This window comes from Streptomyces torulosus, from assembly GCF_001419765.1.
GTDB lineage: Bacteria > Actinomycetota > Actinomycetes > Streptomycetales > Streptomycetaceae > Streptomyces > Streptomyces torulosus.
In genome coordinates this window covers 36,336-42,335 of the sequence record NZ_LIRK01000251.1, presented here as the reverse complement: position 1 = coordinate 42,335, position 6,000 = coordinate 36,336, and the positions used below count along the sequence as shown (strand labels likewise).

Genomic DNA, 6,000 nt, shown 5'->3' with positions numbered 1-6,000 from the left:
GCACTCCACCCCGCACGCCCCACCGCTCGCCCGAGCCCCGAGACCGATCCCCGCGGAGCCAGGCTCCGCGGGGATTTTCGCTGTCAGCCGAGGACCATCCCCGAAGAGACGTACGTCCTGTACATTTTTTACAGAAGTCGATCAGAGGAGGCTCCCATGCCCGCGAACCGCCCGTCGGCCCGCCACGTGCTCCCCGAATTCACCGAACGCACAAGTGCGGGTCACCGAACGATGGATCCGTATGCGAAGTTGCTGGAGGAGCGGATCGTGTTCCTCGGGACGCAGATCGACGACACGTCGGCGAACGACGTGATGGCGCAGTTCATGCACTTGGAGTACCAGTCCCCGGAGCGGGACATCTCCCTCTACATCAACTCCCCCGGCGGCTCGTTCAGCGCGATGACGGCGATCTACGACACGATCCGGTTCGTCACCTGCGACGTGGAGACCGTCTGCCTCGGCCGGGCGGGGGCCTCCGCCGCGGTGCTGCTGGCGGCGGGCACTCCGGGCAAGCGATCCGTGCTGCCGGGCGCGCAGGTGGTGATCCATCAGCCGGCGCTGACCGAGCCGGTCACCGGGCAGGCGAGCGATCTGGCGATCCAGGCCGAGGAGCTGATGCGCAACCGTCGACGGCTGGAGGAGATGCTCGTACGGCACACCGGGCAGAGCCACGAACGGATCAGCCGCGACATCGAGCGGGACAAGATCCTCGACGCACACGAAGCCGTGGACTACGGCCTGGCCGACCGGGTCGTGCCGAGCCGCAAGGGCTCGCGGGCGCTCCCCGGCGCGAGGTGAGCCGCCGATGCTCCCACCCGAGCTGCCGCCGTTGCCCGCGCTGACGCGCGCCGAGGCGGAGTTGATCGACCGTTACCTGGACGTGGTCGACCTGCTGGGCCGGATCAACCCGGCCCGCCCCGGCGACACGTATCGCGGACTGCGGGCCGCGCAGGCCCTCGTCGGCCGGGCGACGGCGCTGCGCGACGCGCTCGAACTGATGCACACACGCGGTGAGAACGAACTGCACGCCTCCACCCTGGCCCGTGCCCTGCGGGTCCTGGACGGGGAACGGAGGGCGGCCCGCGTCACCCTTCCGCCGGAACCCGAGGACTCCCCCGCCTGAACCGATCGGGCGTCGTCCGCCGTACTACTGACGGTCCCTCCGGTCCGGGTTACGGCCCACCGGACGGCCTACGCGGAACAACCCATCGGCCCACCCGTCCCCAGAACCGCCGGAGTTGCGCATCATGCCTGCAAGAGTGCCGGAACCCATCATTCCGTTGCTGGTAGGGACGTCCTCGACTCTGTGGACAGAACAGCTGAAAAAGGTCTGTCCACCCGAACGGGCGAGTGGTGAGTAACACCACAAATCCCTGATTCCGTTGGGATTTTCGGACTTCCGTGCGTCAAGATCCCTTCCTGACGACAAGCCCCCGCCGCAGCGGCGGGGCGATCCGGGCGGACGCCGAGTCCTGCCGCCGTCCGGATGACCGGTCGACAGGAGTGGATCGGCAGGAGTGGAGGACCCAAGCACGACGGGTCGCCGGGACGGTCACGCCATGACCGGGCCGAGCAGCCCTTGGGGTGAAGCCGCGTCAGCGGCCGGGCAACTTCGCCAGCCCGAATCCGACAGGTCATCCTTCACAGGCGGCTGACGAAGGGTTGCGCATGTCTGCGCTCAATCGTGTCCCGTCGCTGTTGACCCGGGCCGGCACGGCCTCGGCTCTCACCATCGCCGCCGTCGGCGGCAGCATCGTGGTCCCGGGCGTCGCATCGGACGCCGAGGCCGCCACAGTGGCGTCGAAGGCACTTCAGGTCGCGGCTTCCAAGAAGGGCTCCCCTTACCGGTACGGCGCGACGGGCCCCGGCAGGTTCGACTGCTCAGGGCTGACGCTCTACTCGTTCAAGAAGGCGGGCAAGAAGCTGCCCCGTACTGCCCAGCAGCAGTACAACAAGACGAAGCACATCTCCGCGAGCAGCCGCAAGCTCGGAGACCTCGTCTTCTTCCACTCGGGATCGAACGTCTACCACGTCGGTATCTACGCGGGGAAGGGAAAGATCTGGCACTCGCCGAAGACGGGTGACGTCGTGCGACTGCAGAAGATCTGGACGAAGAGCGTCTGGTACGGCCGGGTCCGCTGACCCGTCGGAGGGCGGCCGGAGCACCGGCCGCCCTCTCGGTCACCCCCGGCCGCTCCCTGGTCGCTCCCCGAGTGCCCCAGAACCCTCTTTCGCCCCCTCCTCGGCAGGCGTGACAAGGGCCCGGATGGTTACTCGTACAGCCATGGCCGACGAACGCATCAGCCCCGCTCGCAACGAGACGCCTCTCGAACGGGCCGACCGCAACTTCTCCGAGTTGCTGCAGGAGTTGCGGGTCACCCAGACGGGGGTGCAGATCCTCTTCGCGTTCCTGCTGACGCTGGCCTTCACCCCGCGCTTTCCGGACTTGAACTCGTTCCAGCGCGCCACGTACGTCACCACACTGCTGCTGGCGGTCCTCGCGGCGGCGCTCTTCACCGCCCCGGCCGCACTGCACCGCTCGCTGTTCCAGCAGAACGCCAAGCCCACGATCGTCCGGGTCTCGTCCCGGCTGGCCGGTGTCGGCCTGGGGGTGCTGATGCCGGCCTTCGCGGGGTCGGTGCTGCTCGTCGTGGACGTGACACTCGGCCGGGCCGCGGGCCTCACCGCCGGCGGTGGCACGCTCGTCGGCTGTCTCCTGCTGTGGGGCCTGCTCCCGAAGCTGGTGGGACGCTCCGTCCGCGGGAACCGCACGCCACCCGCACCGCGCCCCAGCGGGACGGCCCCCGCTCCCCAGGGGCGGGACTCCGTCAGGGCTCCTGCGGACCGCCTGCCCTGACCGGCTGCACGGGGACGGCCCACGGAAGCTCGATCGCCACCGTCTTGCCGCCCTCCCGCGTGGGTCTGACGCTCAGTCGCCCGCCACACTCGGCGGTCAGCCAGCGGATGATGACCATGCCACGCCCGTTGTCCTGCTGCACGGCGGCGGGCAGGCGTTTCGGGAAGCGCGGATGACTGTCGGTGACGCCGATGTGCAGCTGCTCGTCACGGTCGAGGACGAGGTCCACGGTGAACGTGGGTGACTGACCGAAGGTGTGCTGAACGGCGTTGGTGGCGAGTTCGGACACGATCAGGCGCACGGTGTCCGCGATGTCCGTGTCGCTCGGCAGGCCCCATTCGGCCAGCACGGTGGCGACGTATCTCCGGGCCGCGGACACCGAGGCGGGATCGCTCGGCAGAGTGACGGATGCTTCCTGGTGATCTGCCATGGCGGTGCGTCCCTTTCCCACGGGACCGATGTCCGACTGGGAGCGGATGATTCGAGTACGGTCCCGGACTGGTGCTTCGCGCCAGACTGCCACTACCTGGGCCGTCACGGGTGGCGATCCACCAAGATGTGCATATATCTGTCGCTCGATGCGGTGAACTCTCCGACGGCCGACCGTATGCGAGGGGACCCACGGGCCATCCTCTACCGTCACCCGACTTCGCGCGCCGGGCGGAAGGAGACACCCATGCAATACGGTCCGGCGGTGCGCCGCCGCAAGCTCGGCGCCGAGTTGCGCCTCCTGCGTACCCGCGTCGGCGTCACCAGCATCGAGGCCGCCCGTCTCGTGGGCTGGCACCAGTCGAAGGTGAGCCGCATCGAGACGGGCGCCAGCGGGGTGAAACCCGCGGACGTCCACCGACTGCTGGACGCCTACGCGGTCGACGACAAGGAGTTACGCGAACTGCTGATGGCGCTGGCGGGCTCCGAGGACGGGGGCGGACGGCACAACTGGTGGCACGCGTACCGAGGGGTGCTGCCGCCGACATACCGGGACTTCATCAGCCTGGAGTCGCAGGCGAGCGGGATGCGCACCCTGGAGACCTCGGTCGTGCCGGGCCTGCTGCAGATCCCCGAGTACGCCAGGGCGGTGACGCGGGCGGCGGTGGAGGGGCTGGAAGACGACAAACTCGACGCGCTCGTGGAAGTGCGGCTCGCACGGCAGGACGTTCTGCGCGGACGTCCCCCGATGGAGCTGAGCGCCGTACTCGACGAGGGCGTTCTGCGGCGCGAGGTCGGCGGACCCGAGGTCATGGCCCGTCAGCTGGAGCGGTTGGTCGAGGCGGCGCGTCTGCCTCAAGTGAGGCTGCAGGTGCTGCCGTTCACTGCGGGGGCACACATCGGCATCACCGGTCCTTTCGTAATCTTCTCATTTCGGAGCACATCCGATCTGGACGTGGTTGTTCTGGACCACTTGACGAGTAGCCTCTACCTCGAGCGGAAAGAAGACCTCATGGCTTATGTCGAGGCCTTCAACACCCTTCAGATCCACGCCCTTTCGCCCGAGGACTCGTTGGATTACATCGCCGGACTGGCTCAGGGCTAGCTTCCGGCGCGTAAGGAGGCACCATGTCAGCTCTGCCTCGGAACGTACCCACCAGTACCGCACTACGCGGTGTGCGGTGGCTGCGCAGCAGCCGCAGCACGGGAATGAACAACTGTGTGGAAACGGCCCGTCCCGGGTCCGGCCGACTGGCCGGACTGGTGGCCGTGCGCGACTCGAAGAACACGGCGGGGCCCGCCCTGCTGTTCACCCCTGAGGCATGGGAGGGATTCGTCACCACGCTCCGGTGAGCACCACGGACCGCACCACCGGTTCCGCTTCTGGCGACGCACGGCCGCGACGCCGACTCACGGTCGCGTATCGCCGATGATTCCCACGGCTCGGTCGATCTGTCCCTCGGTGAGATCCGCCCGGGCGGTCAACCGCAGCCTCGAGATGCCGTCGGGCACGGACGGCGGGCGGAAACAGCCGACGGCGAGACCCGCCGCCCGGCAGTCCGCCGCCCACCGCACCGCCTGATCCGGAGACGGCGCTCGTACGGACACCACGGCGGCGTCGGGCCGCACCGCTTCATGGCCCGACGCCGTCAGCCGTGCGTGCAGCGCCCGCGCCACCTCACGGGCCCGGGCGGCCCGCTCCGGCTCACGGCGCAGCAGTCTGAGCGCGGCGAGCGCGGCGCCCGTCGCCGCGGGGGCGAGCCCCGTGTCGAAGATGAACGTCCGGGCCGCGTTGACCAGGTGGTCGATGACCTTCGCCGGTCCGAGGACGGCACCGCCCTGGCTGCCCAGCGACTTCGACAGGGTGACCGTCACGACGACATCAGGGGCGCCCGCAAGCCCAGCCGCGTACGGCGCGCCCCGGCCGCCGTCGCCGAGGACACCGAGCCCGTGGGCGTCGTCCACGACGAGCCCGGCGCCGTACGCGCGGCACGCGGCGGCCAGTCCGGCCAGCGGGGCGGCGTCGCCGTCCACCGAGAACACCGTGTCGGAGACCGCGATCGCGGGCCCCTTGGCCGTGCCGAGGGCCTTGCGGACCGCGTCCGGGTCGGCGTGCTCGACGACCTGCGTGGTCCCGCGGGCCAGCCGGCAGCCGTCGATCAGGGAGGCGTGGTTGCCCGCGTCCGACACGACCAGCGAGCCGTGCGGGGCGAGCGCGGTGACGGCGGCGAGGTTGGCGGCGTAGCCGGAGGAGAAGACGAGGGCGGCCTCGAAGCCGCAGAAGGCGGCCAGTTCGCGCTCCAGCTCGCCGTGGAGTTCGGTGGTGCCGGTGACGAGCCGGGAGCCGGTCGCCCCGCCGCCCCAGGTGCGTGCCGCCTCGGCCGCGCCCTCGATGATCTCGGGGTGGTGGGCCAGCCCCAGGTAGTCGTTGCTCGCGAGGTCGAGCAGGGGCGAATCGGCGGGGCGGGGGCGCAGGGTCCGTACGAGCCCGGCGCGGCGGCGCGCCGACGCCTGCTCGTCGATCCAGCCGAACGCCATGAGTCCTCCGGGGGTCGCGTGGGCAGCCCTCGGTGCCGGTGCTGTCATCGGGCAGCGCGGCAGGGGCTTTTGTAGGCAGTGCACAGACACTAACGGGACGGCCGGTCGCCCACGATGTGGCGATACCCACACGTCGATCCGACTCTGTTGTCCGAAGTCTCCTTGGCCGGGAGCGG

8 protein-coding genes and 1 riboswitch are annotated in these 6,000 nt (G+C 69.8%); of the genes, 6 read left to right on the top strand and 2 right to left on the bottom strand.

What is annotated here, in order from left to right:
- Positions 1-156 precede the first annotated feature (156 nt).
- From AOK23_RS17995 to AOK23_RS17980, 4 genes are all read left to right on the top strand, one after another.
- Positions 157-798: an ATP-dependent Clp protease proteolytic subunit gene (locus tag AOK23_RS17995; protein ID WP_055713715.1), complete on the top strand. Its 642-nt coding sequence runs from the start codon at positions 157-159 to the stop codon at positions 796-798.
- Between the two features lie 7 nt (positions 799-805).
- On the top strand, positions 806-1,123 hold the full coding sequence (locus AOK23_RS17990; protein WP_055713714.1) for a hypothetical protein: 318 nt from the start codon (positions 806-808) through the stop codon (positions 1,121-1,123).
- Between the two features lie 343 nt (positions 1,124-1,466).
- A riboswitch (cyclic di-AMP (ydaO/yuaA leader) is annotated at positions 1,467-1,665 on the top strand.
- A gap of 3 nt (positions 1,666-1,668) precedes the next feature.
- The gene (locus AOK23_RS17985; RefSeq protein ID WP_055713713.1) at positions 1,669-2,142 is read left to right on the top strand and encodes a C40 family peptidase; all 474 of its coding nucleotides are present in this window, start codon (positions 1,669-1,671) and stop codon (positions 2,140-2,142) included.
- Between the two features lie 142 nt (positions 2,143-2,284).
- A complete protein-coding gene (locus AOK23_RS17980; RefSeq protein WP_055713712.1) occupies positions 2,285-2,857 on the top strand; it encodes a DUF6328 family protein in 573 nt (190 codons plus the stop codon).
- Here AOK23_RS17980 and AOK23_RS17975 read toward each other — a convergent pair.
- Entirely contained in the window at positions 2,829-3,287 is a 459-nt protein-coding gene (locus AOK23_RS17975) for an ATP-binding protein (RefSeq protein WP_055713711.1), read from the bottom strand. The two genes, AOK23_RS17980 and AOK23_RS17975, sit on opposite strands and share 29 nt — an antisense overlap.
- A gap of 246 nt (positions 3,288-3,533) precedes the next feature.
- On the opposite strand from AOK23_RS17975, the gene AOK23_RS17970 reads away from it, so the two are divergent.
- Together AOK23_RS17970 and AOK23_RS17965 are read left to right on the top strand one after the other, a co-directional pair.
- Entirely contained in the window at positions 3,534-4,391 is an 858-nt protein-coding gene (locus tag AOK23_RS17970) for a helix-turn-helix domain-containing protein (RefSeq protein ID WP_055713710.1), read from the top strand.
- 23 nt (positions 4,392-4,414) lie between these two features.
- On the top strand, positions 4,415-4,639 hold the full coding sequence (locus AOK23_RS17965) for a DUF397 domain-containing protein (RefSeq protein ID WP_055512956.1): 225 nt from the start codon (positions 4,415-4,417) through the stop codon (positions 4,637-4,639).
- 57 nt (positions 4,640-4,696) lie between these two features.
- Here AOK23_RS17965 and AOK23_RS17960 read toward each other — a convergent pair whose 3' ends face one another.
- Entirely contained in the window at positions 4,697-5,824 is a 1,128-nt protein-coding gene (locus AOK23_RS17960) for an 8-amino-7-oxononanoate synthase (RefSeq protein ID WP_055713709.1), read from the bottom strand.
- Positions 5,825-6,000 lie beyond the last annotated feature (176 nt).

Coding starts and splice junctions, on each gene's coding strand:
- AOK23_RS17970 (WP_055713710.1), top strand. CDS start 3,534: ATGCAATACGGTCCGGCGGTGCGCCGCCGCAAGCTCGGCGCCGAGTTG.
- AOK23_RS17960 (WP_055713709.1), bottom strand. CDS start 5,824: ATGGCGTTCGGCTGGATCGACGAGCAGGCGTCGGCGCGCCGCCGCGCC.
- AOK23_RS17965 (WP_055512956.1), top strand. CDS start 4,415: ATGTCAGCTCTGCCTCGGAACGTACCCACCAGTACCGCACTACGCGGT.
- AOK23_RS17985 (WP_055713713.1), top strand. CDS start 1,669: ATGTCTGCGCTCAATCGTGTCCCGTCGCTGTTGACCCGGGCCGGCACG.
- AOK23_RS17995 (WP_055713715.1), top strand. CDS start 157: ATGCCCGCGAACCGCCCGTCGGCCCGCCACGTGCTCCCCGAATTCACC.
- AOK23_RS17980 (WP_055713712.1), top strand. CDS start 2,285: ATGGCCGACGAACGCATCAGCCCCGCTCGCAACGAGACGCCTCTCGAA.
- AOK23_RS17990 (WP_055713714.1), top strand. CDS start 806: ATGCTCCCACCCGAGCTGCCGCCGTTGCCCGCGCTGACGCGCGCCGAG.
- AOK23_RS17975 (WP_055713711.1), bottom strand. CDS start 3,287: ATGGCAGATCACCAGGAAGCATCCGTCACTCTGCCGAGCGATCCCGCC.